This is a genomic window from Pseudomonas sp. M5A4_2d (genome assembly GCF_053345295.1).
Genome location: NZ_JBKEZW010000001.1, coordinates 580,057 through 605,677, shown reverse-complemented (window position 1 = coordinate 605,677; position 25,621 = coordinate 580,057). Strand labels below are relative to the sequence as shown.

The 25,621-nt window shown below is 60.5% G+C and carries 23 protein-coding genes, 1 tRNA gene and 1 pseudogene; 10 read left to right on the top strand and 15 right to left on the bottom strand.

Translation table 11 applies throughout. From position 1 onward, the window contains the following. Positions 1 to 99 precede the first annotated feature (99 nt). From ACLBW8_RS02745 to ACLBW8_RS02725, 5 genes are all read left to right on the top strand, one after another. Positions 100 to 240, top strand: a complete 141-nt coding sequence (locus ACLBW8_RS02745; RefSeq protein ID WP_156526298.1) for a hypothetical protein — start codon at positions 100 to 102, stop codon at positions 238 to 240. A gap of 7 nt (positions 241 to 247) precedes the next feature. Further along, positions 248 to 1,465, top strand: a complete 1,218-nt coding sequence (locus ACLBW8_RS02740; protein ID WP_447804509.1) for an MFS transporter — start codon at positions 248 to 250, stop codon at positions 1,463 to 1,465. A gap of 90 nt (positions 1,466 to 1,555) precedes the next feature. Beyond that, the gene (locus ACLBW8_RS02735; RefSeq protein ID WP_064453333.1) at positions 1,556 to 1,831 is read left to right on the top strand and encodes a metal/formaldehyde-sensitive transcriptional repressor; all 276 of its coding nucleotides are present in this window, start codon (positions 1,556 to 1,558) and stop codon (positions 1,829 to 1,831) included. Next, entirely contained in the window at positions 1,828 to 2,736 is a 909-nt protein-coding gene (gene dmeF, locus ACLBW8_RS02730; protein WP_447804508.1) for a CDF family Co(II)/Ni(II) efflux transporter DmeF, read from the top strand. Before ACLBW8_RS02735 ends, dmeF begins: the two co-directional genes overlap by 4 nt. A 32-nt stretch (positions 2,737 to 2,768) precedes the next feature. Continuing rightward, positions 2,769 to 2,948, top strand: a complete 180-nt coding sequence (locus tag ACLBW8_RS02725) for a DUF1289 domain-containing protein (protein WP_064453335.1) — start codon at positions 2,769 to 2,771, stop codon at positions 2,946 to 2,948. A gap of 34 nt (positions 2,949 to 2,982) precedes the next feature. Here the strand turns inward: ACLBW8_RS02725 and ACLBW8_RS02720 are convergent, their stop codons facing one another. Then, the gene (locus ACLBW8_RS02720) at positions 2,983 to 3,849 is read right to left on the bottom strand and encodes a DNA/RNA non-specific endonuclease (RefSeq protein WP_447804507.1); all 867 of its coding nucleotides are present in this window, start codon (positions 3,847 to 3,849) and stop codon (positions 2,983 to 2,985) included. Between the two features lie 94 nt (positions 3,850 to 3,943). Then, positions 3,944 to 5,161: an MFS transporter gene (locus tag ACLBW8_RS02715; RefSeq protein ID WP_447804506.1), complete on the bottom strand. Its 1,218-nt coding sequence runs from the start codon at positions 5,159 to 5,161 to the stop codon at positions 3,944 to 3,946. A 121-nt stretch (positions 5,162 to 5,282) separates the two neighbouring features. On the opposite strand from ACLBW8_RS02715, the gene ACLBW8_RS02710 reads away from it, so the two are divergent. After that, a complete protein-coding gene (locus tag ACLBW8_RS02710; RefSeq protein ID WP_447804505.1) occupies positions 5,283 to 5,942 on the top strand; it encodes a TetR/AcrR family transcriptional regulator in 660 nt (219 codons plus the stop codon). On the opposite strand, the pseudogene ACLBW8_RS02705 reads toward ACLBW8_RS02710, so the two are convergent. Next, a pseudogene (locus ACLBW8_RS02705) lies at positions 5,854 to 6,138 on the bottom strand (hypothetical protein); the annotation flags it as partial. The gene ACLBW8_RS02710 and the pseudogene ACLBW8_RS02705 sit on opposite strands and share 89 nt — an antisense overlap. A gap of 161 nt (positions 6,139 to 6,299) precedes the next feature. On the opposite strand from ACLBW8_RS02705, the gene ACLBW8_RS02700 reads away from it, so the two are divergent. Further along, positions 6,300 to 8,162, top strand: coding sequence for a DUF3857 domain-containing transglutaminase family protein (locus ACLBW8_RS02700; protein ID WP_447804504.1), 1,863 nt, complete (start codon positions 6,300 to 6,302; stop codon positions 8,160 to 8,162). A 53-nt stretch (positions 8,163 to 8,215) separates the two neighbouring features. Here the strand turns inward: ACLBW8_RS02700 and ACLBW8_RS02695 are convergent, their stop codons facing one another. From ACLBW8_RS02695 to ACLBW8_RS02675, 5 genes are all read right to left on the bottom strand, one after another. Further along, on the bottom strand, positions 8,216 to 11,050 hold the full coding sequence (locus tag ACLBW8_RS02695; RefSeq protein ID WP_447804503.1) for a TonB-dependent receptor domain-containing protein: 2,835 nt from the start codon (positions 11,048 to 11,050) through the stop codon (positions 8,216 to 8,218). A gap of 96 nt (positions 11,051 to 11,146) precedes the next feature. Next, complete coding sequence (locus ACLBW8_RS02690; protein ID WP_447804502.1) at positions 11,147 to 12,112, bottom strand: DUF4880 domain-containing protein; 966 nt, start codon at positions 12,110 to 12,112, stop codon at positions 11,147 to 11,149. Further along, positions 12,109 to 12,615: a sigma-70 family RNA polymerase sigma factor gene (locus ACLBW8_RS02685; RefSeq protein ID WP_447804501.1), complete on the bottom strand. Its 507-nt coding sequence runs from the start codon at positions 12,613 to 12,615 to the stop codon at positions 12,109 to 12,111. Before ACLBW8_RS02685 ends, ACLBW8_RS02690 begins: the two co-directional genes overlap by 4 nt. Positions 12,616 to 12,749: 134 nt before the next feature. Continuing rightward, positions 12,750 to 12,825 (bottom strand) — tRNA-Asn (locus ACLBW8_RS02680). Positions 12,826 to 12,907: 82 nt separating this feature from the next. Beyond that, positions 12,908 to 13,795 (bottom strand): LysR family transcriptional regulator, encoded by an 888-nt coding sequence (locus tag ACLBW8_RS02675; protein WP_447804500.1) that lies wholly within the window; start codon positions 13,793 to 13,795, stop codon positions 12,908 to 12,910. 101 nt (positions 13,796 to 13,896) lie between these two features. On the opposite strand from ACLBW8_RS02675, the gene lldD reads away from it, so the two are divergent. Then, positions 13,897 to 15,039 (top strand): FMN-dependent L-lactate dehydrogenase LldD, encoded by a 1,143-nt coding sequence (gene lldD, locus ACLBW8_RS02670; protein ID WP_447804499.1) that lies wholly within the window; start codon positions 13,897 to 13,899, stop codon positions 15,037 to 15,039. A gap of 282 nt (positions 15,040 to 15,321) precedes the next feature. Further along, positions 15,322 to 16,248, top strand: a complete 927-nt coding sequence (locus ACLBW8_RS02665) for a GGDEF domain-containing protein (protein ID WP_407016060.1) — start codon at positions 15,322 to 15,324, stop codon at positions 16,246 to 16,248. 22 nt (positions 16,249 to 16,270) lie between these two features. On the opposite strand, the gene ACLBW8_RS02660 is transcribed toward ACLBW8_RS02665, so the two are convergent. From ACLBW8_RS02660 to ACLBW8_RS02630, 7 genes are all read right to left on the bottom strand, one after another. Continuing rightward, positions 16,271 to 17,044, bottom strand: coding sequence for a TenA family transcriptional regulator (locus ACLBW8_RS02660; protein ID WP_410524803.1), 774 nt, complete (start codon positions 17,042 to 17,044; stop codon positions 16,271 to 16,273). Between the two features lie 79 nt (positions 17,045 to 17,123). After that, positions 17,124 to 19,586 carry an EAL domain-containing protein gene (locus ACLBW8_RS02655; protein ID WP_447804498.1) on the bottom strand — a complete coding sequence of 821 codons (2,463 nt, stop codon included), beginning with the start codon at positions 19,584 to 19,586 and terminating at the stop codon, positions 17,124 to 17,126. 71 nt (positions 19,587 to 19,657) lie between these two features. After that, complete coding sequence (locus tag ACLBW8_RS02650) at positions 19,658 to 21,460, bottom strand: ABC transporter ATP-binding protein (protein ID WP_447805008.1); 1,803 nt, start codon at positions 21,458 to 21,460, stop codon at positions 19,658 to 19,660. 10 nt (positions 21,461 to 21,470) lie between these two features. Continuing rightward, positions 21,471 to 22,073 carry a DsbA family protein gene (locus ACLBW8_RS02645; RefSeq protein WP_208604477.1) on the bottom strand — a complete coding sequence of 201 codons (603 nt, stop codon included), beginning with the start codon at positions 22,071 to 22,073 and terminating at the stop codon, positions 21,471 to 21,473. 36 nt (positions 22,074 to 22,109) lie between these two features. Next, the gene (trhO, locus tag ACLBW8_RS02640; protein WP_447804497.1) at positions 22,110 to 23,051 is read right to left on the bottom strand and encodes an oxygen-dependent tRNA uridine(34) hydroxylase TrhO; all 942 of its coding nucleotides are present in this window, start codon (positions 23,049 to 23,051) and stop codon (positions 22,110 to 22,112) included. A gap of 118 nt (positions 23,052 to 23,169) precedes the next feature. Continuing rightward, positions 23,170 to 23,466 carry a BolA family protein gene (locus ACLBW8_RS02635; RefSeq protein ID WP_053257204.1) on the bottom strand — a complete coding sequence of 99 codons (297 nt, stop codon included), beginning with the start codon at positions 23,464 to 23,466 and terminating at the stop codon, positions 23,170 to 23,172. Between the two features lie 6 nt (positions 23,467 to 23,472). After that, positions 23,473 to 23,991, bottom strand: a complete 519-nt coding sequence (locus ACLBW8_RS02630) for a DUF2059 domain-containing protein (RefSeq protein WP_003236690.1) — start codon at positions 23,989 to 23,991, stop codon at positions 23,473 to 23,475. A gap of 193 nt (positions 23,992 to 24,184) precedes the next feature. Here ACLBW8_RS02630 and ACLBW8_RS02625 point away from each other — a divergent pair, with 193 nt between their 5' ends. Further along, positions 24,185 to 25,573, top strand: coding sequence for a class II fumarate hydratase (locus ACLBW8_RS02625; RefSeq protein ID WP_064453357.1), 1,389 nt, complete (start codon positions 24,185 to 24,187; stop codon positions 25,571 to 25,573). The last annotated feature ends 48 nt before the right edge of the window (positions 25,574 to 25,621 follow it).

Below are 25,621 nucleotides of genomic sequence, written 5' to 3'. Positions count from 1 at the left end.
ATGAACACCTGTCGCCCCAGGCAAACGACGAACTCGCCGCTGCGATGAAATGGCTGGAGCGCTTCGCTGATTTTTGAACGACCTGATTGAGGAAATAGCATGGCTGCCACCTCGCTGGACGCAACAATTGCTCTGATCATCGAAGCGCACGCCTACAGCCTGCAACACGTATTGCCCACGCCGGGCGAATCGGGCACGGCGCAGACCCTCCTCGGGTTGCTCAAAAAAAGGGGGAACTGAAGCCGTCATGAGTTTCCTCGGTACTTTCCGCTCCCTGCGCAGCCCCAACTACCGCATCTGGGCCGCTGGCGCATTGGTGTCCAACGTCGGCACCTGGATGCAGCGCACCGCCCAGGACTGGCTGGTGCTCACCCAGCTCACCCCGCACAACGCCGCCGCCGTGGGCATCGTCATGGCGTTGCAGTTCGGGCCGCAGCTGTTGTTGCTGCCCTGGACCGGTTTTGCGGCCGACCACTACGACCAACGCAAGCTGCTGATCACCACCCAGGCGGTCATGGGGATACTGGCGCTGACACTGGGGGTGTTTACCATCACCGGCTTCGTGCAGCTCTGGCACGTGTACGTGTTTGCGTTTTTATCAGGGTGTGCCTCGGCATTCGATGCACCGGTGCGGCAGATTTTCGTGGCGGAGCTGGTGGGCGAGAAGGACTTGTCCAATGCCATCGCACTCAACTCAACGTCGTTCAATATGGCGCGCATGATCGGCCCGGCGGTGGCGGGCGTGACCATCGCCTCGGTCGGCACCGGCTGGGCGTTCCTGCTCAATGGCTCGAGCTTTTTTGCGGTGCTGGCGTCACTGTTTTTCCTGCGGGTATCGGGCCTGCATGCCAAAGCGCGAGCCCCACGAACCAAAGGCAGCCTTACCGAGGGCATGCGTTATGTGTGGGCGCGGCCGGACCTGAAGGCAATCTTGCTGATGCTGTTTCTGATCGGCACCTTCGGCATGAACTTCCCGATTTTTATCTCGACCATGGCCGTCAGCGTGTTTAATGCCGATGCGCGTGGCTACGGCCTGCTGACGTCAACCCTGGCCATCGGCACCATCGCCGGGGCGTTGATTGCCGCGGGCAGTGAACGACCACAGTTCAAGTCACTGTTGACCGGTGCAGCGGTGTTCGGGTTTGGCTGTTTCCTGGCGGCCCTGGCGCCCAATTACTGGATGTTCGCGATTGCGCTGGTGATCATCGGCGTGGGTGCGATGACGTTCAGCAACACCACCAACAGCTTGATGCAACTCACCACTGAGCCGGCCATGCGCGGCCGGGTGATCGCCCTGCGCGTCGCCGTTGCACTGGGTGGCACGCCGATTGGCGCGCCCATCGTCGGCTGGGTGGCCGACCACCTGGGCCCGCGCTGGGCGCTGGTGGTCGGCGCGGTGTCCGGCATTCTGGCGGTTGGCGTGGCGCTTTACACCCTCAGGCGCCAGTTGGATAAGCCCAAGTAGCCGCCTTGAGAACTTCGCCGCAGCCGCCACGTTGCATAGGGGGGCGGGGTATGCAATGATCCGCCCCCTCATAGGTAGGGGGGGTATATTGTGGGCCACATCGCCGCAAACAAAGACAGCTTGATCAAGCGCGTCAAACGCATCGCCGGGCAGATCCAGGCGGTTGAAAGAGCGCTGGAGTCGGACCTCGACTGCGCCAAGACGCTGCACCTGGTCGCCGCCACACGCGGCGCCATCAACGGCTTGATGGAAGAAATTATCGAAGACCATGCCAGGGCGCATGTGGCCGATCCCGCCCTCAGCGAGGAGGCCCGCGCACGCGGCGTTGAAGAACTGCTGGAAGCCATTCGGCGGTACTCCAAATGAACGCCCTCCCTAGTGCTCACACGCACGAACATGTCTTCCTCGGTTCGGCCCATGACGAAAACGCCAAACGCACCCTGTGGGTGGTGATGCTGACGGTGGTGATGATGGTCGCGGAAATTGCCGCCGGGGCCTTGACCGGTTCCATGGCGCTCATGGCGGACGGCTTTCACATGGCTACCCATGCGGCGGCGCTGGGCATTGCCGCTGCGGCCTACGCCTACGCCAGGCGCAATGCGAGTAACTCACGCTACAGCTTCGGCACCGGCAAAGTCGGCGACCTGGGTGGCTTCGCCTCGGCGCTTATCCTGGCGCTGGTGTCCTTGGGCATTGGTGTCGAGTCGGTAATGCGCTTGCTGCAGCCGGCTGAAGTGCAGTTTGGTACAGCCACGCTGATTGCGGTGGTGGGGCTGGCAGTAAATGTCGTCAGCGCGCTGTTGCTGGGCCACGGTCACAGGCACGGGCACGACCACGACCACGACCATCATGGCCACGACAACAACATGCGTTCAGCCTACGTGCATGTGCTCGCCGATGCGCTGACCTCTGTACTCGCCATCGCCGCGTTGCTGGCCGGCCGTTATCTGGGCTGGGTGTGGCTGGACCCGGCGATGGGTATCGTCGGCGCGGTGGTGATTGCGCGGTGGTCCTGGAGCTTGATGCGTACGACCGCTGGCGTATTGCTGGATCAAACCGATGAACACGTCGCCGCAGAAATTCGTGAACTCGTCGAACAACCCGGTGATGCGACGATTACCGATCTGCACGTGTGGCGCGTCGGCCCCGACGCGCACGCGGCCATCGTCAGCGTGGTGGGCCGCTCGACCACCGATGCCGAAAGCATTCGCGAGCGCCTCAAACCGGTGCATGAAGTGAGCCACCTCACCGTTGAATTTCGTGCGGCCTAGCCGCGCGCCCCCTAGCAAACCCAGGTGAGACCTTGGCTAAAGATATTGAAAACCCCTGCATCTCCACCTGCCAGCTCAGTGGCGATCTATGCGTCAGCTGTGGACGGAGCAAGGACGACATCCGTAAGTGGAAGCGCATGAAACGCCCGGAGAAAATGGCCGCCGTACAACGCGCGACGTTGCGGTTGAAGGCGCTGAAGAAGGCCAAGTAAGGCTGGCGGTTCTGCCAGCCTTGGGGGTGTCACATCACGTGCGCCCCACCGAACCTGTGACCGGAAGATTACCCAGCAACTTGAGCCCGGTGCTTTTCACGAAGGTGTCGTAGTCCATCGGCTTTTGGATACGGGTTTCAGCATTGGGCAGCACGTAGGCCCAGGCGCGTTTCGACGAAGCGTCGTAGACCAGTTTGAACAGGCGCGTCGGTACCCAGACCTTGTTGTCACCGACGGTGCTGTAGCCCGCGTCAAACAGCGGCCCGGTAAACACAAACACATCGCCGCCGGCTCGCACGGCAAACTTGCGCACGTCCGCCTCGACCTTGCTCCAGATCTTGCGGTTGTTGGTGGGGTCTTGCGGCACCATGTTCGACAGCGCGAAAGACTGGGCCATGGCATTGGCGTTCGGCGCATCCGCGGCCGGGGACTGATGGCCACGATCCACGGCCGGTTGCTGGCCGCGATAGTCGCTCAATTCCGCGCGCGCGCCTTTGGGAATGCGCGGGTCCGGGTAGAACTGGTTGGTGCGCTCCTCGCCTTTGGCCTCCTTCAACTGGGCGGTATTCAAGCGTTCGACCACCACCAGCGGTGTCTTGCTGGTTTGCGAGTAGAGCACCGCAAAGTTGTCGGAACACAGGGCCAGGGGTTTCATCGTGGCGGGCACGGTGGCCGTGTTGATGGGCGTGGCGCCTGGGAACAGGTCGACGCAGCCGTCGAATGAAGGCTGTTTTTCTTTGCTGGAATAAAGGTCGAGGGCCGCGTGCTGGCTGATCGAGCCGGAGCGAGAGGCGTGTTCCGGGGCGGGTAACTTGATAAAGTCCAGCAGGCCACGGGCTTGTACCCCAGTGGAAAGCAAAACAAGGGCCGACAGCCCAACTGCAATTTTGCGCAGGTGCATGCATTACTTCTTCGAAAGGGAGTGAGGCGGCAGGCTCCGAAAAACGGAGCCAAGTGAATGATATTGCGAGGATTATTGACCCAATCAAGTCACATTAGTGCCCGGCCACGGCCGGTTTTTCTGTGTCACGTGCACCCGGTTTGAACCCGTGGGCATGAGCGCCCCAGGCGATCACAAACGATACCGCTATTAATACCACCATCGCCCAGGGAAACGAGGCGACGCCCCAGGTATCCAGCAGCACACCGCCGACCACACCGCTGCCGGCAATCGCACTGTTCCACGCCACCACATTCAGCGACAGCGCCACATCCGCGCCATCCCCGGCGGCATCCGCCAGCGCGGTTTGCAGCAGCGTGGCAGCACCGCCGAAGCTCAAGCCCCACACAGCCACGCCGAGGTAAATCACCCAAGGCACGCTGCCCGACACACCGAACACCACAGACACCAGCGCGAATGTCGCCAGGCTCACCAGTACGGTCTTGCGCAATAGCGGCTCGACCGCTTTTGCCGTCAGCCAAATCCCCACCAACGCAGCGATGCCAAATACCAGCAGCACTAGATCGACCCGATCGGCCAATCCCGCACGCGCCACGAACGGAGCGATGTAGGTGTACAGAATGTTGTGCGCCAGCATCCAACTGATCACTACCGCCAGCACCGGCCGCACGCCGGGCGTGGTCAGCACTTTACCCAGCGACAAACGCTGATGCGCCGCCTGTGGCGGATAGTCCGGGACTTTCGCCAGCACCCACACAATCAGCACCAAGGTTAGCGCCGACATGAGGCCGAACGTGGTGCGCCAGCCCACCAGGCCACCCAGCCACGTGCCGAGCGGTACGCCCAACGACAGCGCAATCGGTGTGCCGACCATGGCCAATGCGAGCGCCCTGCCCTGTTGCTCCGGCGCGACCATACGCCGGGCATAACCCGCCAGCAGGCTCCAGGCCAAGCCCGCCGCCACACCGGCGAAGAAACGCGCCACCAGGATGACGCCATAGTGGGACGACAGCGCAGTGATGGAGTTGAACAGCAGGAAGCCGACAATGGTCAGCAACAACACATTACGCCGACGCCAGCCCCGGGTCGCAATCGTCATGGGGATCACCGCCAGCACGGAGCCCAATGCGTAGGCGGTGACCATCTGCCCGGCTGCCGATGGGGAAATCGACAGGCCTTCGCTGATCAACGGCAACAGGCCGGCGGGCAGGGTTTCAGTGACGATGCAGATAAAGCCGGTCATGGCCAGGGCGAGCAAGGCGCCAATGGGCAGGCGCTCGGACGACGCGGATAAGCTGAGTGAGGGGGTCACGGGAAACTCCTTTTGAGCCACTTAAATACTGATCGATACAAATGTTGCGGGTAGGCTTGATGCATTGTCAACGACTTATGTATCGACTAGTATTTATCTCGTAATCCAGAGGACTCTTGAAATGGCACAGATGGGCCGTCCGCGTAATTTTGACCGTGACCAGGCCGTGGAGCAGGCCCTGCACTTGTTCTGGGAGCACGGCTACGACGCCACCTCACTCGCCCAGCTCAAGGCCGGCCTGGGCGGTGGTATCTCCGCGCCGAGTTTTTACGCGGCGTTCGGCTCCAAAGAGGCACTGTTCGATGAATGCGTGCAGCGCTACCTCGAGACCTACGCCCAGGTCACCGAATGCCTGTGGAACGAAAACCTGGCTCCACGCCAGGCCATCGAAACCGCGCTGCGCCAGTCAGCACGCATGCAGTGTGAGGACGGGCACCCCAAGGGCTGCATGGTGGCGCTGGGCGTGATGAGCGCACCCAGCCCTGAAAATGCGCGGGTGGCGGATGCCTTGACGCAATCGCGCGCACGAACGCGGGCGGGCATCGTGGCGTGTGTTGAGCGCGGAATCCGCGCCGGGCAACTCCCGGACACGCTTGGTGTACTGGCAATGGCGACGGTGTTTGACAGTTTCCTGCAAGGCGTTTCGCTTCTGGCGCGCGATAATGTGCCGCATAAGGTGATCGACGCGGCGATCAGCCAACTCCTGCTGACATGGGACATTGCCGCGTCAACGCTCGCCCCCGTTGCGGAACATATCGGCCATGGGGATATAGCAACGTAAACGGACGCGAGCGCCCCCGCCAAACGGTTCCGACACTTCCGTGAGCGTGCCGCCAGCCAGCTCGTGCTCGACGATACACTTGCAGGCCTGAAACAACCGCGCCCCAGGCTTGGCCAGCATATCGTCGGCACAAACGTGCCCTGCCTCCCCCAAACTCATGCGCCTTGCAGTCCTCTTGAAACAGCCAGGAAATGCGCGTGCAGCGGCAAACGTCCAGAGCCTTCCTACACGTGTTTAAGCAACAAAAATGAGCAGCCTCATTGCCAGCTCTATATAGTAACGCTTCGCATTTAGCGGTTTATCAAGGAACGCGCGCCCTCCTCCAGACGGTGTGCGTCATCGTTTAGAAGGATCTTTATGCAAAGCGCTACTCTCTTCCCGACGCGCCTGTTCGGTGCGCTGGCAGTGGTCATCGGCGGGCTGTTCAGCGTGCCGGCAAGTGCCGATTACACCGACCGCTCCCTGACTGTCGAAAAAAATAGCCAATCCTACGTGGTGAATGCCGACGGCAGTTTCGTGCTCGACTTCGAGCGGGTCTCGCGCATCAACGAGGAGCGCGCGATCAAGCCCAACGCGCAGTACTCGGTGAGTTTCAACCGCACGTTGGAAACCGTGGACATCGTGGACGCCTACACCCAAAAAGCCGATGGCCGTAAAGTGCCGGTCGCCGCCGACCAGATCAAGGAACAGCAGGAACAGGCCTCAGCCGAAGCGCCGATATTTCAGGACTCGCGCGTCAAGGTGGTGATCTTCCCGGACTTAGCCGTAGGTGACCGCATGGTGTTGCACTACCAGCGCCATCGCACCACCCCACTGTTTCCCGGGCAGTTTGAAGACCTGTATGCACCGAATTTCTACGAGAACCAACAGATCCACCTCTCCTACGACATGCCGGCCGACATGCCCTTGTTCGCTGACGTGAGAGGGTTCAAGGCCGCGGAAGCCACCATTGCCAATGGCCGGAAAGTCTACCGTTGGGACCTTGAGCCCATCGAGAAAAATCGCGTTGAAGTCGGCTCCGTCGCCTATACCGATTACGGGCAACGCCTGGCCGTGTCGACGTTCACCGACTACAAACAGTTTGCCCAAGCGTATGCCGCCAGGGCGCAGGTAGAGGTGACACCGGCCATCACCGAACTGGCCAATAAACTCACCACCAACCTGGACACGCCGCGCAGCAAAGCGCTGGTATTGAGTGACTGGGTGCGCAAGAACATTCGTTACGTCGCGGTGTACGTCGGCAATGGCGGCGTCGTGCCGCATTCGGCGCAGGCAGTGCTGGATAACCGTTATGGCGACTGCAAGGACCATGTTGCCCTGCTCGAAGCGCTGCTCAAGGCGGTCGCCATCGAAAGCTCGCCCGCGCTGATCAACCTGGGTGACGCCTATGTACTGCCCAAGGTGCCGACGCTGGGTGTGCTGAACCATGCAATCACTTACATCCCCACCCTCGACCTTTATCTGGACTCCACCGCTACTCCCATCGCAGCTGGTTACTTGCTGATTTCGGAATTGGGCAAAACCGTGTTGCTGACCCAGAGCGGCGAACTGGCTCGGACACCCTCAAACCAATTGGGCAAGGTAGACGGCACGCTGCACTTCAAGATCGACCCGAGCGGCGCGGCGGACTTCACGAACGGGACCACGGTGGAGGGCTGGGGTACGGAACTCAATCGTTTCCTGTTCAGATCCATGCCCATTGCCGACCGTAACCTGCTGGCCGAGAAGGTCCTCAGCCTGTACGGGCAAACCGGCAGCGGCAAAATCGAAACCGACGCGCTTGAAGGCAACGCCGCCACCTTCAAGTCCACGGTCAAGGGGCGAACCAACAACCTGGTCAACCTGCCTGGGCCTACCGGCGTGCCCGCGCTTAGCAGCCTGGCGGGTGGTATTGGCCATAACGTGTTCAGCTTCCTCTCGGAAAAGGACCGCACTCAAAACTTCACCTGTGCTTCCGGCACGATCGAAGAAAAGGCGCGCTTCGATTTCCCCAAAGAAGTGAACATCCTGGCGGTGCCCAAGGCCGTCGTCCTGAACACTGGCGGATTCAACTATAAGACCACTTACGTCAAGGAAGGCAACAGCGTACTGATCACCCGCAGCTACGCGTTTAACCACCCCGACGTGCTGTGCAGCCCGCAGGACTTCGTCGCCATGAAGCCGGCCATTGAAGGCATGCTCAACGACCTGAAAAGCCAGATTATCGTGCAGACGCTTTAACGCTTCGGTTCGCGCGCGACCGGCCAATGCGCCGGCGCGCGAGAATTGCGCCCTTAGAACTTCGCCTGCAACCCCACTCGTAACGTGCGCCCCGGCGCCGGCATGAAACTCTGCGCCAGCGGGTCGAGGTAGTAACGGTCAGTCAGGTTCTGCAACGACACATTGAGGCTGGCGTGTTCCTGTAACTTGTAGGTGAGGAACAGATCGACCAGGGCCACTTCGCGGTAATTCAATTGCGGTGTGGTGGCGCCCGTCTGCCAGGGCTCGTCGGCGGTGACAGTGGGGCCTGAGGTGTAAGTGATGCGCGTGCCGAGCGTAAGGCTCTGGTCGAAGAAACGCAGGCCGGTGGTCAAGTTGCCCGCAAACCGCGGCGGGTTTTGGGTGTTGGTGTAGGAACCCATGAAGCTGCCCGGCGTGCAATTCGGGGTGTCGCTCGTTTGCTGATAGCGGTTGCTGGTGGCGCGCAGTGTGGCGGCGAAGGCTGCATCGCAGGTTTCGGTCTTCAGGTAGTAGGTGGACGACAGGTCGGCAAACACCCGGCCGGCATCGTAACGGGTCTGCAACTCCAGGCCGCTGGTCTTGTAACTGTCGGTGTTGCTGAAGCGCATCAAGCCCCACAGGCCCGGGCTCGGGTCGTAGTAACGGGTGATGTAGTTCTTGATGGTGTTGTTGAAGTAGGCCAGCTTGATCGCCGCCGAGTCGTCATCGAACAACAGCCCCTTGTGCAGCGTGCTGGCACCGATCTCCCAGTTGCTCGAACGCTCGGGTTTCAGGCCTTTGCCGGGCATGGTCTGCAACACACCCTGGCTGGTTTCAAACAGCGAAGGCATACGAAAGCCCTGGCTGTAGGAGGCGTAGACGAAGGTGTCCGGCAGCACTTCGATATTAACGCCAAAGGCCGGAGCGAAGGCGCCCCCACTGTTGTTCGCCTTACCCGAATATTCATAGCCGGTGACGACGCTGCCGACCTCGGATGGGAAAACCCTCGAATCGACCGCGCCAAAGTCGTTGTAGCGAATGCCCTCGAAGGGATAGTTAGTGTTCTGGAAGACGATGCCATTATTCAGGCGCGGATCGGTGGCGTCGGTGTACTGGCCGTTCTGGTTCGGGAACCACATCATGTTGCCGGAGCCGCCGCCGTTGTAAACCCGCAGGTAGCGCAGGGCGCGATCCTCACGCAGCACCGTGGCATTGGCGATGTGGTCCTTGCTGCGATAGTGGGTGTAACGCCCGCCGCCCCATAACGTGAGGCTGTCCACTGGTTTGTACTCCAGCTTGCCATTGAAACTGAACTCTTGCCGCGACCCTTCGCGCAGCATGCGGTTGGCGTTGATATCGTCCTGGTTGGTGACCACGCCTTTTTGCGGGCGCAGCTCCTCAAGCTGGAACGAGCCGCCGAGGTCCAACTTCAAGTCGCCGTAGCCGGTTTCCCAGCGTGAGGTATTGGCCAGGCCGCCGCCAATGCGTTGGTTAGCCTGGCGACTCCAGGCCCGGTCCGAGCGATACGCCTGGGACGCCGGGGCTCGTACCGAAGTGAGTTGGCTGGTTTGCGCATCGGTCAGCCACAGGTCGGCGGTCAGGTCTACCAGCGGGTTGCCCGAAGGCAGGTAGTTGTAACGCGCGGTGTAGGTATCGATCTTGGTATGACCCAGGGGGTACTGATAGATGCCGCCGGTGCCGAAGCGGAAGATATCCGAGGGCATGATCTCGCCGATACGCCCGTCGTAGCGGCGATAACCCAAGTCGAACGTATGCCCGTCCGCCGGACGCAGGGTAGTCTTGAGCAGGAACGAGTCGGTCCTCGACGAAGAGTTCAGCACTTCTTCGCCGGCGTTGTAGGTGGTTGCCACACTGGTTTCTTCATCACCCCAACGGTCGTAGGTACGGTAGCGGTCCTGGCCCTTTTTGCCGGCGAAATAGTTGCCCTGGTTGCGCTTGGCGTAAGCCGCCACGACGTCGAAAAACTCATGGGTATAGGCAAACGCAACGCTGCCGGCCTGTGCCTCTGAGCCGAACAGCCCACCGCGGCTCTGGTGCGGTTCCGAGTACAGGTCTTCGGCCTTGGAATGAGGGTCTCGCGAGGGTGGAGCGACGCCGTTGTTCCACAGGTCGCCCTTGAGGCGCAGGCCGATGTTCTGGCCGTCCTTGAGGATGTCGTCGACCGTGAGGGTGCGCATCCTCACCGTGCCGCCGATGGCGCTGGAGGTCAGGCTGGGGCCCTTGTCGATCGTGATGTCGCTGATCAGGTCCGGGTCGATGTAACTGCGCTGCTGGGTGCCGGCGTAACCGCGATATACATCCAGTGCCTGCTGTGAGCCGTCCACGGTGACCGCCACCCGGCTCTGGCCCTGGATGCCACGGATATTCACATCCAAGCCGCCGCCATTGCGGCTGTCGCCGACCTGCACGCCAGGCTGGCCCTTGAGCACATCACCCACCGAGACCACGCCGAAGCGCTGCATGTCTTCGCCGGAGATATACACCGAAGAACGCGGCGCCCGGTAGACCTCCACCTCATCGAGGTTTTCGCCAATCACCTTTTGCGTCGGTAGGGAAATGGCCTGTTGGTGCGGGCGCAAGACATAGCCTCCGTCTGCCTGGCGCTGATAACCGAGGCCCGTACCAGAGAGCAACTGGGTCAGGCCCGACTCAGTATTAAAATCGCCCTGCAAACCCTGACTGGTCTTGCCGGCGGTGAGCAGCGCACTGCCCGCCATGCTGATCCCGGCTTCGGCACCAAAGCGCGACAGCACCTGGTCCAGCGGGCCGGCACTGATGCTATAGGCACGCTCGCCGGCCGCAAAAACCAGCTCGCCGTAGAGCGGCTGGAGACTGAGAAACAGCAAGCTGAATGTATGAGTACGCAAGACACGAGCGGGGGAAATCATGCAAGGCTCCTAAGGGTCGACACCCACCTGTGCCGGTGGGTAATACCTAAAGGCCAAGCCAGATCGAAAAAACTATCGCGTCGCTGAAAAAAAATTTCACGCGGGGACCACTGTCACCCAATAACGCGTTCTTCGTTCGATACGCACCGGCAAGGTATTGGCGACCAGCGCCAACGTCGCATCGGTATCGTCCAGCTGGAAACTGCCGGTGATGCGCAGGCCGGCCACCGCTTCGCTGCAACGCAGAAAACCTGGGCGATAGCGCGAAAGCTCAGCCAGCAATTGATCGAGGCGCATGCGCGCGGCGGGCAGGATGCCGCGCATCCAGGCTTGGGCCAGCAACACATCGATAGCGGTCGGGCGCCCCGCTCCGCGCTCATCAACCTGTAGTTGCCAGCCAGCCTGCAACGGTATAGGTGTTGGCTGAAGCCGCGTGCTCACCTGCGCCAGACCGCGCAAGACCGTCACCTGTGTGCCTTGGCGATCATGGCGCACCAGCAGATTGGCGCCATGGCTGTAGAGCACCGCGTTTGGGGTCAGCAATTCCAGCGACGCAGAACCCGCCGGCGTATCCAGGGCCAGTTCGCCCTCGACCAACTGCACGCTGCGCTGCCCTGCACTCAAGTCCAGGTTCACCGCACTGGCGGTGTTCAGCCACAGAGAATAACCGCCCGCCAAGGCCCACTGGCGGCGCTCGCCAACGCGGGTGCGATAACTCGCCAACGCCGAACGCACCAACGTGGAATCCGCCGCTTGCCAGGACATTCCACCAAGCAGCCCCAACGCCAGCAGGCACTTGAGCACCTGGCGACGACACTGCGGATCCGCCCCGGCCGACTGCAACGCCCGGCGCGCCGTGGCATCGACCAACAGGTTGGCGCCCGGTTGCAGCAACAGCGGCAAGCTACTGACCCGCTGCCACGCGTACTCATGCTCGGCACTTGCCTGGCGCCACCGCTGCAAGGCTTGATGGTCGCCGGCACTCATCAACCCGGACTGCATCCGCACCAGCCAATCGATGGCACTGTCGCGCACGCGCGGGTCGACAGCGGTGCCACTCATTCGAACCGACTCGCATAGCAAACACTGAAAGCCTTGCCCATGGCGCGCTGCACCTGAGCCACCGTCAGGCTCAACTGCGCGGCGATCTGCGGATAGGTCAAGCCATCGAGCTGGGACAAAAAGAAAATCTGCCGCACCCGTGCCGACAGCCCGACCAGCAGCGAGTCCAACTGCAACAAGATCTCGATCATCAGGTGGCGCTCTTCCGGCGAGGGCTCCTCGGCCACGGGTCGCGCTGCCAGCGCTTCCAGGTACGCCCGCTCGATCGCCTGGCGACGCCAGCGATTGATCAGCAAGCCATTGGCGATGGTGGCGAGAAACGCCATGGGCTGGCGCAGCTCGCGCACATCCTCCTTGGAGCGCAATACCCGGATAAAGGTGTCGTGTGCGAGGTCTTCGGCATCGGCACTGTGCCCCAACCGCCGATGCAGCCAACCCCGAAGCCAGCCATGGTGATTCGCATACAGGTTGGCGACGGGCGAGGCGATGCTGTCGTCGTGCATGTCAGATCCGCATTAAATGATAATGCTTCTCATCTTATGGCTTTGGGATGGGGGTTGTATAGGGGATAGGGTCGCTGTCTTCGGCCGAATCCAAGGCAAAAAAAAGCCTGCATCTCTGCAGGCTTTTCTCTATCTGGCTCCACGACCTGGACTCGAACCAGGGACCCAATGATTAACAGTCATTTGCTCTACCAACTGAGCTATCGCGGAATGCGCCGTATGTTACTGATTAAAAAGAAGAAGTCAAGCATTACGATGTAATTCGGCCGAAAACCCGCACAGAAGGTGTCCTTCACTGCACAGGGCTGGCCATTTCTTTGGCCAGGTCCAGCCATGCGCGGGCTGCGGGTGGCAGGTGGGCACTGGCACGCCAAGCCAGGGCGATGTGCCAATCGGTGTGCGGCTCGTCCAGGGGGATCAAGGCAATGCCGGCGTGCTGATGTTTGAGCGCGAGCATGCGCGGCAAAAAGGCGACGCCCAATCCGGCGGAAACCAGGTCGACGATAAAGTCGATTTGCCCGCTACGCGCCGTTACTCGTGGCGTGACGCCCTTGCGCTCACAGGCGGCGAGGATCTTGGCGTTCAGGGCGAAGCCGGCTTCGAACAAGATGAACGGGGAGTCGGCGAGGTCAGTGAAGTCGATGCGTTTGCGTCGGGCCAGTGGGTGGCTCATGGGTAACACAGCCATCAGCGGTTCATTGCGCACGGGCTGGTAGTCAAACCCTTGATCCGCTGGCAGCAGCAGGGCTGCGAGGTCGACCTCCCCGGCTTCCAGGCATTCGCGCAGCCTTTTGCTGCCGTACTCGGTGAGTTCGATTTCGATGTCGGGGTAGCGCGTGCGGTAGGCGGCGAACATCGCCGCAAACAGTACCCCGCAGCCTACCGGCGGCAAGCCTATGCGCAGTACACCGCGCTTAAGACCACGCAAATCATTGATCTCAGCCACCAGGTCGTTTTGCTCGGCGAGCAACACCAAGGCGCGGCGGTAAGCAATTTCCCCGGCGGCTGTCAGTTCACTCTTGTGACCCAGGCGGTTAAGCAGCGGCGTGCCCAATTCATCCTCCAGCGTCTTGACCGCCTTGCTCACGGTGGATTGAGTCAATGCCACCACGTCAGCCGCCTGGGAGAAACCGCCCTGGCGCACCACTTCAACAAAGGCACGCAATGTTCGCAGGTTCATTGGTATTCCTTTAGCGACTGGATACTAGTGATAAAAGTTGTTTTTATCATGCCAGCTTTTTGCTTATGGTGGGGTGACCAAGCTCTGTGGAGAACCCGTTCATGATCATCTCGTCCGCCTCCGACTACCGCGCAGCCGCCAAACGCAAGCTGCCGCGCTTCCTGTTCGACTATATCGACGGCGGCGCTTACGCCGAGCACACGATGCGCGCCAACGGTTCGGACCTGGCCGAGATCAGCCTGCGCCAGCGCATCCTGCGCAATGTCGACAACCTGAGCCTCAAGACCACGTTGTTCGGCAAGGAACAGGACATGCCGATTATTCTCAGCCCGGTTGGCCTGACCGGCATGTATGCGCGTCGTGGTGAAGTGCAGGCCGCCAAGGCCGCGGCCAACAAGGGCATACCGTTCTGCCTGTCGACCGTGTCGGTGTGCCCGATTGAAGAAGTGGCGTCGCAAAGCCCGCAGTCGATCTGGTTCCAGCTCTATGTGCTCAAGGACCGCGGTTTCATGCGTAACGCGCTGGAGCGGGCCCAGGCTGCCGGGGTGACAACACTGGTGTTCACCGTGGACATGCCGACGCCAGGCGCACGCTATCGAGATGCCCACTCGGGCATGTCCGGGCCGTACGCGGCGTCACGCCGGATGCTGCAAGCCATCACCAAGCCACACTGGGCATTCGATGTGGGATTGATGGGCCGCCCCCACGACTTGGGCAATATATCCAAATACCTCGGCAAACCGACCCACCTGGAAGATTACATCGGCTGGTTGGCGAACAATTTCGACCCTTCGATCAGCTGGAAAGACCTGGAGTGGATCCGCGAGTTCTGGAAGGGCCCGATGATCATCAAGGGCATCCTCGACCCACAGGACGCCAAGGACGCGGTAAGTTTCGGTGCCGATGGCATCGTGGTCTCCAACCACGGCGGCCGTCAGCTCGATGGCGTGTTGTCTACCGCCAAAGCGTTGCCGCCGATTGCCGAGGCGGTGGGCGATGACTTGACAGTGCTCGTGGACTCAGGCATTCGCTCCGGGCTCGACGTGGTGCGCATGCTCGCCCTCGGTGCCAAGTGCTGCCTGCTAGGGCGCTCGACGGTGTATGCCTTGGCCGCCGCCGGCCAGCACGGCGTGGAAAACCTGTTGGATATTTTCGCCAAGGAAATGCGCGTAGCCATGACCTTGACTGGCGTTACGTCGATTGACCAAATTGACCACACCACGTTGGTTCAAGCAGCCAAATAACTGACGCAGTTATTCAGCGACCGATTTTGCCTTTAAAAACGGTCGTTGATTTATAAGGCGTTTTTATTGAGTTGAGCAAAGTGGCATGAATCTCGCTCTATTACCATTGAAGCAGGTAAAGCGATGACAAGACGTGTGGCACGGTCCATGGGTTATAACCCATGGTAAAGCGGTTTAAACTGTTTCCAATGTTTTACGGAACTGAAGGAACAGTAAGACGCTTGGCATTTGCCACTCTCGTGCAGCCTGTAGGACAGTTATGTGCTTAGAGGCCGTCAGCTTATGAAATCACCTACCCAGACCAACGCAATTGACTTCGACAGTGCCAAATTGCAACGCCTGGGGTTTGGTCAGCCAGCTCTCCTTCCACGCCGTCCAGCCACCCTTGCCCAGCTTCATCAGCAACTGAGCCAGCAATTGCAAACCAGCCTGGAGCCGCAGCGTATCCTGGCCTTGTTCTTTCGTGAAGTTCAGCGCCTGGTCCCTCTGGACGCTCTGCAATATCACCATGAAGCCAGCGACTTGCGCCTCGAGTTCGGCCACCGCGGCCACCACTCGGTGAGCTATACCTTGAGCCATGAAGGCGAACACTTGGGCGAGCTGATATTCCGTCGCAACCAACGCTTGATGGAAGATGAGCTGGGCCAACTGGAGTCCCTGCTTTCAACCTTGCTTTACCCGATGCGCAACGCCCTGCTCTATCGCGCAGCCACCCGCAGCGCCCTGCGTGACCCATTGACCGAAACCGGTAATCGCATTGCGATGGACCAGACCCTGCAAAGGGAAATCGACATGGCCCGGCGACACCTGAGCCCGCTGTCCTTGTTGATGCTGGACATCGATCACTTCAAGAAAATCAACGACACCCACGGCCATGCAGCGGGCGATATCGTACTGCGCGCCGTGGCCGGTTCGATCAAAAGCCAGTTGCGCAACGTAGACATGGTGTTTCGATTTGGCGGGGAAGAGTTTCTGATTTTGCTGTCGAACACCGGCCGGGACGCGGCTGGCATGGTCGGCGAACGCCTGCGCCGGGCTGCGCAGGTTCAGGATTATTGGGCCGATGGCAAACGGATCGAGCTGACGGTGAGCCTGGGCTGCTCGACCTTGCTGGCTGCCGAGTCTGCCGAAAGCCTGTTGCGCCGGGCCGACAACGCCTTGTATGTGGCAAAGCGCGAAGGTCGCAACCGCTTGGCAATGGCGGGGTAATCACCCCGCCATCACGCTTACATCACGCCTCGCTGGCGACGCGAACCGGGCGTTCGCGAACGGCAGCTGACGCCTTTGCTTTTTCATTTTCCAACTGCATGCAGCTTTCCAAAAACAGGTACATGTAGTCATAGCTCTTGCACACGGCCTGGCGCAGCTCTACCTGCAGCGCTTTGCTCGGGTTCATCCCGGCCAGGGTGCAGATGATTTCCAGGGCTTCCCAAGGATGTGCGTCGTCGTACTGGGCGTGCATCTTCAACCACTTCATCGCGCGCTTGCGGTCTTCTTCAGGGAAGGCTGCCGCGTACACACCGGTCGAACACACCACGGCAGACCACTCCCCAGTCGCCCCCTCGATCGCGTAGTTGGTCGCGGCAATCGCCACGATCAAAGCATCGGCCGAGCTGGTGTGCCAGCACCAGTGACTCAGTGCGTGCAATTCAGGTGGTACGTTTTGCGCTTGCAGCTCTTCCAGGCTAACGCCATGCGCGCGCGCCCAATGTACCCAGTAATCGGCGTGGTTCAGCTCCACACGAATATTGCGCATCAGCCACCGACGCGCCATATCCTCCCCAGGATGGCGGGCAAACTTGGTCTTGGTGAGGTTCTGTGCCATGTACAAGGCAAACTGCTCCACCACTGGCCAGCCACCGATCAGGTAGTGGCGCATGGTTTTGGCGCTGAGCGTGTTATCACGCATGCGCTGGTACAGTTCGTGTTCGACAACTCGGCGCTTGCTCTCGCTACAGTCCTGGATCAATTGCTGCGCCCAGGCTGGGTAACTTGAGGCTTCCATAAGCGGGCCGGTTCGATTGAATGTGTCGATCACTGTAGGGCTCCTTTTTTAAGTGTGATTGTACAGACCAGCAAATGTTTCAGCGGAATGTGCCGGGCGCCTTGAATAACAGAGGCTGCGGCCGCACAGGTCGACACTGCAAGCTATCAAAGGTAAACAGTTGCGGGCGTTCAATCAGGTAGCCCTGAGCGTAATCCACACCGATCTCAAGTAAAGCCTGTTCGATCTGCGGTGTTTCAACAAACTCGGCAATGGTGCGTTTACCCATGACGTGGCCGATGTGATTGATCACTTCGACCATGGCGCGGTTAATCGGGTCGTCCAGCATATCCTTTACGAAACTTCCATCGATCTTCAGGAAGTCTACAGGTAAATGTTTCAGATAAGCGAATGAGGACATACCTGCACAAAAATCATCAAGGGAAAAATGGCAACCTAACGCTTTGAGTTCATTAATAAAGCGAATTGCACTGCCCAAATTGGCTATAGCGCTTGTCTCAGTTATTTCAAAACAAATCATTTCCGGCGGAATGCTGTAAGCCTCGAATTTCTCACGTAAAAAACCGAGAAAATCATCATCTCCAATAGTTATGCCTGACAGATTAATCGCACACATGGCCATAGGTCGCCCCGCACGCTCGTGCATACAACGGGCGATGATCTTGAATACGTTTTCCACAACCCAGCGATCCAGCGACGTCATCAATCCATAACGTTCGGCTGCTGGAATAAAACTGTCGGGCAGAATGATGCGGCCCGCCTCATCGTGCAGGCGCAACAGGATTTCAATATGGCCATTACCGCCATCAGTGTGGCCCAGCGGGGAGATTTCCTGGGAGTAGAGGCAGAAACGATTCTCCTCCAATGCCATGTGCAAACGCTGTACCCAGGCCATTTCGCCAAAACGCAGGGACAATTCCGAATCATCGGTATGGTAGACCTGCACACGGTTACGGCCCTTTTCCTTGGCCATGTAGCACGCCATATCGGCAGCACGCAGCGACGTTTCCAAGGTGGTCGGGGACTGCGAGATATGGACCAGGCCAATACTGACGGTGGTCATGAACGGTCGGCCCTTCCACACGAAATGCAGGTTTTGCACCGTATGGCGCAGGTTCTCGGCAATCTTTTCCGCCACCGGCGCCGGGCAGTTTTCCAACAGGATGCCGAACTCGTCGCCCCCCAGGCGCGCCAGGGTGTCGCCTTCGCGCAGGTCCGACTGCAGCAGCGCGCAGATATGCCGTAACAGTTCATCACCCGCCGCATGCCCGCAGGTGTCGTTGACCAGCTTGAATTGGTCCAGGTCGAGAAACATCAAGGCATGGCGTCCGCCTTTCTGGCGCCCCACGTTATGCAGCACCTGTTCCAGGCGGAATTCGAACTCGCGGCGATTGGCTAAACCGGTCAAGGCATCGTGGGTGGCTTGCCACGAAAGATTGGCAATGTACTGACGCTCCTGCGTCATGTCGTGCAGCACCAGCACCGCGCCGCTGACCTTGCCGGCGCTGCGGATCGGCGCGCCTACCAGGGTGACCGAGACCGTGCTGCCATCGAGGCGCTGGATCAGCTTGGAATGCTCGCTGCCACCACTGAGCCGGCCTTTGATGATGTGCTCGAGCAGGGTGAAGCCGTCGGGTTCGGCAGCCTCATCGAGCAGATTGAATAACGCCGCCAAGGGCAAGCCTTGGGCCTGGGCACTCTTCCAGTGGGTGAGTGCCTCGGCGGCCGGGTTCATGTAGGCGATGGCTCCGTCGACGTCAGTGGTAATCACGCCGTCGCCAATCGACTCCAGGGTGATCTGTGCCCGCTCCCTCTCGGCTTGCAAGGCCGTGGCGAACGCGTGGCGCTGACTCAGCAGCTTGTGGGTACGCAGCAACGCCAGGGCAATCAGGCCCAGGGCGGTGGCCAGGTTAGTGACCAGCAACAGCCGCAGAATCATCCGTGAACCTTCGCCCAAAGCATCGCTGAACGCTTTGGCAGACGGCGTGACGCCGTCATTGATGGCAATGATGCGTTCTTTCCACTCGCTTATATCGCCAGGGCTGACGTGATCACTGCGGATCGCCCGGTGCATTGCCTGGGCCAGGTCATCGAGTTGCACCAGGTAGCCATCGCCCACGGTCCACAGTTCGATGGCTTTTTCCAGGTAACTGAAATGGCGGAAGTTGAGGTACAGCCAAATCAGGCTGGAAACGTCATCGGGGTGGTTGCCGCCCTTGAGGATACCCAGGCGCGCAGCAGTGAGGTCGGGGGTGGAACGGTCCAGGGCGACGCGCAGTTCGTGCCCGCCCTGCGGGACGGCAATGGCTTGCTGGTACTTGAGGAAAGTGGTTTCGTCGCGGTTATCGGCGTAAAGCGTCAGGTAGTAGATAGCGTCTTTCTGACCCTTGGACCAAAGACTCTCGCCAGCCACATAGCCCCGCACCGCCGACAGCACATAGAGACTGACGCAGCCTAACAATGCCTGGAACAATACGACGGCGATAAAGGGCCAAACGATGCCCAACAGCCGTGGCGTTCCGAGAGTCCGCTTTTGCTTCATGAAGTCCCTTACACATGCACAGCTGAATACGCACGCGAAAATCCAATCCCGATAGCACAGACTAAGCTAAATCAACGCACTTGTTGCAGGTGTCCGTACAACTTGGCGTACAGCCCACCGTCAGCAATCAACTGCTGATGGTCGCCATCTTCGGCGATACGCCCGCCATCGAACACCAGCACCCGGTCAGCCTGCTTAACTGCCGAAAGCCTGTGGGCGATGATCAGTGTAGTACGCCCACTGAGAAACCGCGCCAATGCCTGGTGCAAGTTGTACTCGGTAGCGGCGTCGAGGGCGGAGGTGGCCTCATCCAGAATCACCACCTTCGGTTCGGCTAATACCATCCGGGCGATGGCCAGGCGCTGGCGCTGGCCGCCGGAGAAGCGCACACCAGAGCGCCCCACTACGCTGTCCAGGCCCAAAGGCAGTGCCTTGACGGTAGCATCCAGCTGCGCAATTTCCAATGCCTGCCAGCAGGCCTGGTCCGTGCGTGTGCGGCCCATGGTCAGGTTGGCGCGCACGGTGTCATTGAACAGCGCCGGGTGTTGCAGCACCACGGCGACGTTCTCGCGAATGGTCGCAAGACCGATTTCCTGCTGGGTTGCACCGCCAAAACGAATGCTGCCGGCCTGCGGCGTGTAGAGCCCCAACAGCAGTTGCACCAAGGTACTTTTGCCGCCGCCACTGGCGCCGACGATCGCGACCTTCTCGCCCGGCGCAATGGCCAGGTTCAACTGGTCGAGCACCAAGTCTTCGCCGTAGCCGAAGTTGAGCCCGCGCACCTCGATGCCAACGGTCTCATGCCCGGTGAACGGGTCTTCGCCCCCGGCATATTGCGGCTCATCGGCACGCGCCAGCAGCTCGTTGATCCGCGTCAGCGCGCCGCCCGCCGCGTAGTAGGCATATTGCAGGTTCAGCAGTTGCTCCACTGGGCCGATCATGAACCACAAGTAGCTGAACACCGCGAGCATCTGACCGATGGACAGGTCAGAAAACAACACGGTGAGCATCGCCGCCGCGCGAAAGATATCGATACCGAACTGGAACAACAGGCCACTGGCACGGCTGGAGGCGTCGGTTTTCCATTGGGAATGAATGGCGTAGTCGCGCACTTCCTGGGCACGTTGGCCAAGGCGCCCCAGGAAAAACCCCTGGCGATTGCCGGCACGCACTTCCTGGATGGCGTCGAGGGTTTCGGTCAGGGCCTGGGTGAAGCGCGAAGTGCTGTCGTTCTCGAGCTTCTTCAAGTGTTTGACGCGCTTGCCCAGCTGTACCGTGGCGTAGATCACCAACGGGTTGAACAGCAGGATCAGCAACGCCAATTGCCAGTGCATCCACACCAGGATTGCCGAGGTGCCGACCAAAGTCAGCATGGCCACCAGGAAACGGCTGAGGGTTTCGCCGACAAACTTATCCAGCGTATCCAGGTCCGTGACCAGGTGCGTGGTGACTGTGCCGCTGCCCAGGCTCTCGTATTCGCCGAGGGAAATACGCTTGAGCCGTTCTATCAGGCGCACGCGGATGCGATAGACAATGTCCTTGGCCAGCCGCGCAAACAGCCGCGCCTGCACGACGTTGAACACCAACGCGCCGCAACGCAAACACAGGGTCACCAGCAGCATCAGGCCGATATACCCGGCAGCCTTCTGCCAACCCAGGGGCAATGCGTTATTCATCACTTTGAGCGCGGCGTCGCCGTGGCCCAGCAGCACTTCGTCTACCAGCAAGGGCAACAGCAAAGGGATGGGCACGCTGCACAGGGTCGCCAGCACGGCAACGCCGTTGGCGATCCACAGGGATTTCTTGTGACGCAGGGCCAGGCGGCGAATTTCCGCCCAGGTCAGGCGATCTGTGCGTTTGGTCGGTTCGGAAATGTCGGGCTGATCATACACAGGTGGCTCGCTCCAACCAGCGGGCAAGCAACGGCGACAGCTCGGACAGCGGCTGGTAGCCGTTGGTCAGCAAAGCCAACTGGCCATTACGTTCGGCCAGCAAGGTCGGGAAACCGGCAATCCCCAAATCCTGCACCCAGGTGAAATCGGCGGCCGTCGCGGCGTGCTGCTCGGCACGGTCGAAGGCACCGGCAAACTCGATACGCGGTATGCCGGCTTCTTCAGCCAGCTCCACCAACACGCTGGCGAGGGTCACGTCCCGGCCTTCGACATAAAACGCGCGCTGGATCAGCCCCAGCAACGTCCAGGCGCAGTCCGGCGCCAGGCTGCGTGCAGTGACGATGGCGCGGCACGCAGGCTCTGTGTCGTAGACGAAACCGTCGGGCAATGCACCTTCACGCTTGAACGGCTGGCCGGTGGCCTCGGTGACTGCCTGCCAATGCTCCAGAATGTAGCGCCGGGTCGTCGGCTCCAACGCCGCGCCGCTGCCCGTGCGCAAACCGCCCACCACCAGGTGCAGCTCCACGCCGGCCGCCTGGGCCTGCTCAACCAGCGCCTGCGCCACCGGGGCAAAGCCCCAGCACCAGGAACACATCGGGTCCATCACATAGAGCAGGCGCGCGGGCATGGGTCAGGCCTCGGAGGGGGTTTGCTTGTAGTTGAAGCCAATCGGGTGCGGCAAATTGCGGGCCTTGGCCAGCTCGATCTGCTTTTGCCGGTCAATCGCGCTGCGGCGGGTCTTCTCCGGCAGCTTATCCCAGCAATGCGGGCAACTGATGCCAGCCACATAATGCTCGGACGCGCGGTCTTCTACGCTCACCGGTGTACGGCAGGCATGACATTGATCGTAGTCGCCTTCGCTCAAGTCGTGGCGCACGGTGACGCGATTGTCGAACACAAAACAGTCGCCCTGCCATTTGGTCTCTGCCTGCGGCACCTCTTCGAGGTACTTCAGAATGCCACCCTTGAGGTGGTAGACCTCACCGAAGCCTTCGCTGAGCATAAAGCTGGAAGCCTTCTCGCAACGAATGCCGCCGGTGCAGAACATCGCGACTTTCTTGTGCCTGGCCGGGTCGAAGTTGGCTTTGATGTAGTCGGGGAACTCGCGAAAACTGGTGGTCTTCGGGTCGATCGCGCCTTCAAACGTGCCGATGGACACTTCGTAGTCGTTGCGCGTGTCGATCAACAGCACTTCCGGGTCGCTGATCAGTGCGTTCCAGTCTTGTGGGTTGACGTAGGTGCCGACCTTTTTATTCGGGTCGACGCCTTCGACGCCCAGGGTCACGATCTCTTTCTTGAGCTTGACCTTGGTGCGGTAGAACGGCTGGTCGTCGCAGTACGACTCTTTGTGATCGATGTCGACCATGCGTGGGTCGTTCTTCAGCCAGGCCATCAGGCCATCAATGCCTTCGCGGCTGCCGGAAACGGTGCCGTTGATGCCTTCTTCGGCGATCAGCAAGGTGCCTTTGATGCCGTTGTCGACCATTGCCTGCAGCAGGGGCTCGCGCAGGGCGACGTAATCTTCGAGGGTGACGAACTTATACAGTGCCGCCACGACAATCGGTTGGGTCATGGGTGTTCTCTCCAGGTGGCTACCCTCGTAAGGGGTGAACCGGATGCAAAAAAAACGCGCCGGCTAAGCGGCGCGTTGCGGATTCTAGCAAATGCGAGGTGTCAGAGACACCCGTGCGTCAGCTATGCCCGCCGGCGCAGGTCGGCGAGGCCGGGGCTGCGTCGATTTTCGCCCATTCTTCGGGCGTGTAGGTATGCAGCGCCAGCGCATGAAATTCGCTCATCAGGTCACCCAGGGTGGCATAGACCGTCTGGTGGCGCTTGACGCGGTTAAGCCCCTCGAACTGCTGGCTGACCAGCACGGCCTTGAAGTGGGTCTGCAACCCACGGCTGTGCATGTGGCTTTCATCCAGCACGCTCAAGTGTTGCGGGCTCAGGGCGGCGAGCGCCGTTTCGATACGCTGTTGCATGGTCATTCCTGCTTACTTCTTCTTGGCCGGTGCGGCGGCTTTAGGCGTCAGCTCGTTGGTCATGTCTTCCAACAGCTTGTTCACCACCGGTACGGCGCTTTCCAGTTTGGCCTGGGTCATCTGGGCCGATTGCTGGGTCAGTTGCGGCATTTTTTCCAGGACTTTCTTGCCCAGTGGCGACTGGTAGAACGCAACCAGGTCCTTGAGCTCGGATTCGCTGAAATTGGTGGTGTAGAGCTTGACCATGTCCGGCTTCAGCTTCGGCCAGCCAATGGCTTGGTCCAGAGCAGCGTTGGCCTTGGCCTGGTAGCTGTCCAGTACCGACTGCTTGGCGGCAGGCGCCTTGGTCTGTTCGAAACGCTGGGCGAACATTTGCTGCACTTGCATGTACACCGGGGTACCCAGCTTGTCAGCGTGGGCCAGGGTAAGGAAGGCTTCGGCACTGGCGTTATGGCTGGCGGTATCGGCAAACACTTGGCCGCTGGCGCAAACCAGAGCAACCGCGGTACAGATGGCACGAAGACGAGTCATCGAGTTTCCTTTTCTAGCAGGCGAGGTAAGACCCCAAGGGCGACCATTCTGCGCCTAAAAAACCTCGCGGCTCAACCCCGGGCCTTGTTCGGCCGGGATTTGCGGGACTTGCATCCGATGAAAAGTCTTTTATGGAACCCCACGGGCCCATCACGGCCTAAACTGCGCAAACGAACCTGAAGGAGTGTGCCCGATGAGCCGTATCGAAACCGACAGCCTGGGAGACGTTCAAGTCCCGGATGACGCTTACTGGGGCGCGCAGACCCAACGTTCACTGGTGAATTTCGCCATCGGCGAGCAACGCATGCCCCTGGCGGTACTGCACGCGCTGGCGCTGATCAAGAAAGCCGCCGCCCGGGTCAATGACCGCAATGGCGACCTCCCCGCCGACATCGCCCGCCTGATCGAACAGGCGGCCGATGAAGTGCTCGACGGCCAACATGACGACCAGTTCCCCCTGGTGGTCTGGCAGACCGGCAGCGGCACCCAGAGCAATATGAACGCCAATGAAGTCATCGCCGGCCGTGCCAACGAGCTGTCGGGCAAACCCCGTGGCGGCAAGAGCCCGGTGCACCCCAACGATCACGTCAACCGCTCCCAGAGCTCCAACGACTGCTTCCCCACTGCCATGAGCATCGCGGCCGTGCAAGCCGTGACCAAGCAACTGCTGCCGGCGATCACTTATCTGTCCGGTGGCCTGGCGGAACTGTCGGCACGGCATATGAAGCTGGTGAAGACCGGCCGCACTCACATGATGGACGCCACGCCCATCACCTTCGGCCAGGAACTCTCGGCGTTTATCGCCCAACTGGATTACGCCGAACGCGCGATCCGCAGCGCCCTGCCCCCGGTGTGCGAACTGGCCCAGGGCGGCACCGCCGTCGGCACCGGGCTCAATTCGCCCCATGGTTTTGGCGAGGCGATTGCTGCTGAATTGGCAGCCCTGTCGGGGTTGCCGTTTGTCACCGCGCCGAATAAATTCGCCGCCCTCTCGGGCCATGAGCCGCTGGTGACTCTGCACGGCGCGCTGAAAACCCTGGCGGTGGCCTTGATGAAAATCGCCAATGACCTGCGCCTGCTGGGCTCCGGCCCGCGTGCCGGGCTGGCGGAAGTCAAGTTGCCGGCCAACGAGCCAGGCAGCTCGATCATGCCCGGCAAGGTCAACCCTACCCAATGTGAAGCGCTGTCGATGCTGGCCTGCCAGGTGCTGGGCAACGACGTGACCATCGGCATTGCCGCCAGCCAGGGGCACTTGCAGTTGAACGTGTACAAACCCGTGATCATCCACAACTTGCTGGAGTCGATCCGCCTGCTGGCCGATGGCTGCAATAATTTCCAGGAGCATTGCGTGGCCGGCCTGGAGCCCGACGCCGGGAAAATGGCCGAGCACCTGGAGCGCGGGCTGATGCTGGTGACGGCGCTCAACCCGCATATCGGCTACGACAAGTCGGCGCAGATCGCCAAGAAGGCTTACGCCGAAGGGCTGACGCTAAGGGAAGCCGCACTGGACCTCGGCTACCTGACCGACGCAGAGTTCGATCAGTGGGTTCGCCCGGAAAACATGCTCGAAGCCGGGCACTAGTACGTCGTCGAAACCATCCGCGTCTACTGTCAGTTGTCACAGTTACGT

Excerpts from the sequence above, each read along its gene's own strand:
- ACLBW8_RS02740 (WP_447804509.1), top strand. The coding sequence starts at position 248 with ATGAGTTTCCTCGGTACTTTCCGCTCCCTGCGCAGCCCCAACTACCGC.
- ACLBW8_RS02700 (WP_447804504.1), top strand. The coding sequence starts at position 6,300 with ATGCAAAGCGCTACTCTCTTCCCGACGCGCCTGTTCGGTGCGCTGGCA.
- ACLBW8_RS02660 (WP_410524803.1), bottom strand. The coding sequence starts at position 17,044 with ATGGAAGCCTCAAGTTACCCAGCCTGGGCGCAGCAATTGATCCAGGAC.
- ACLBW8_RS02655 (WP_447804498.1), bottom strand. The coding sequence starts at position 19,586 with ATGAAGCAAAAGCGGACTCTCGGAACGCCACGGCTGTTGGGCATCGTT.
- ACLBW8_RS02635 (WP_053257204.1), bottom strand. The coding sequence starts at position 23,466 with ATGACCATGCAACAGCGTATCGAAACGGCGCTCGCCGCCCTGAGCCCG.
- ACLBW8_RS02625 (WP_064453357.1), top strand. The coding sequence starts at position 24,185 with ATGAGCCGTATCGAAACCGACAGCCTGGGAGACGTTCAAGTCCCGGAT.
- ACLBW8_RS02645 (WP_208604477.1), bottom strand. The coding sequence starts at position 22,073 with ATGTGTTCCTGGTGCTGGGGCTTTGCCCCGGTGGCGCAGGCGCTGGTT.
- ACLBW8_RS02720 (WP_447804507.1), bottom strand. The coding sequence starts at position 3,849 with ATGCACCTGCGCAAAATTGCAGTTGGGCTGTCGGCCCTTGTTTTGCTT.
- ACLBW8_RS02745 (WP_156526298.1), top strand. The coding sequence starts at position 100 with ATGGCTGCCACCTCGCTGGACGCAACAATTGCTCTGATCATCGAAGCG.
- ACLBW8_RS02630 (WP_003236690.1), bottom strand. The coding sequence starts at position 23,991 with ATGACTCGTCTTCGTGCCATCTGTACCGCGGTTGCTCTGGTTTGCGCC.
- ACLBW8_RS02690 (WP_447804502.1), bottom strand. The coding sequence starts at position 12,112 with ATGAGTGGCACCGCTGTCGACCCGCGCGTGCGCGACAGTGCCATCGAT.
- ACLBW8_RS02675 (WP_447804500.1), bottom strand. The coding sequence starts at position 13,795 with ATGAACCTGCGAACATTGCGTGCCTTTGTTGAAGTGGTGCGCCAGGGC.
- ACLBW8_RS02665 (WP_407016060.1), top strand. The coding sequence starts at position 15,322 with ATGAAATCACCTACCCAGACCAACGCAATTGACTTCGACAGTGCCAAA.
- dmeF (WP_447804508.1), top strand. The coding sequence starts at position 1,828 with ATGAACGCCCTCCCTAGTGCTCACACGCACGAACATGTCTTCCTCGGT.
- ACLBW8_RS02710 (WP_447804505.1), top strand. The coding sequence starts at position 5,283 with ATGGCACAGATGGGCCGTCCGCGTAATTTTGACCGTGACCAGGCCGTG.
- ACLBW8_RS02695 (WP_447804503.1), bottom strand. The coding sequence starts at position 11,050 with ATGATTTCCCCCGCTCGTGTCTTGCGTACTCATACATTCAGCTTGCTG.
- lldD (WP_447804499.1), top strand. The coding sequence starts at position 13,897 with ATGATCATCTCGTCCGCCTCCGACTACCGCGCAGCCGCCAAACGCAAG.
- trhO (WP_447804497.1), bottom strand. The coding sequence starts at position 23,051 with ATGACCCAACCGATTGTCGTGGCGGCACTGTATAAGTTCGTCACCCTC.
- ACLBW8_RS02685 (WP_447804501.1), bottom strand. The coding sequence starts at position 12,615 with ATGCACGACGACAGCATCGCCTCGCCCGTCGCCAACCTGTATGCGAAT.